Here is a 390-nt window from a genome sequence, read left to right as displayed (position 1 = left end):
CCCCCCCCCCCCCCCCCCCCCCCCCCCCCCCCCCCCCCCCCCCCCCCCCCCCCCCCCCCCCCCCCCCATTTTCAAGCAGATGACGGAATACGAGATCCTTGTTAATGTCTCGTGGGCTCCCCCCCCCCCCCCCCCCCCCCCCAGCATACAAGCGGACAGCATCAGCAATACCAGCCAGGCCGACATCACCGCCAGCACGCTTAACCTGCAAGCCACTACCACCCTGGACAACCGCTGGCGGTGATGTCGGCCTGTCTCTTATACACATCTGACGCTGCCGACGAACGAACAACAGTGTAGGTGTCGGTGGGGGGGGGGGCGGTGAGAGGGGGGGGGGGGGGGGGGGGGGGGGGGGGGGGGGGGGGGGGGGGGGGGGGGGGGGGGGGGGGG

1 pseudogene is annotated in these 390 nt (G+C 73.6%); it reads left to right on the top strand.

The features are described from left to right. A pseudogene (locus JHD64_RS21255) lies at positions 1-244 on the top strand (hypothetical protein); the annotation flags it as partial. Positions 245-390 lie beyond the last annotated feature (146 nt).

Origin of the sequence: Aquitalea sp. ASV15 (assembly GCF_016429115.1) — a bacterium.
In the GTDB taxonomy this organism is placed as follows: domain Bacteria; phylum Pseudomonadota; class Gammaproteobacteria; order Burkholderiales; family Chromobacteriaceae; genus Aquitalea; species Aquitalea magnusonii.
The sequence above is the reverse complement of the archived record's forward strand: the minus strand, read 5'-3'. Positions and strand labels throughout refer to the sequence as shown.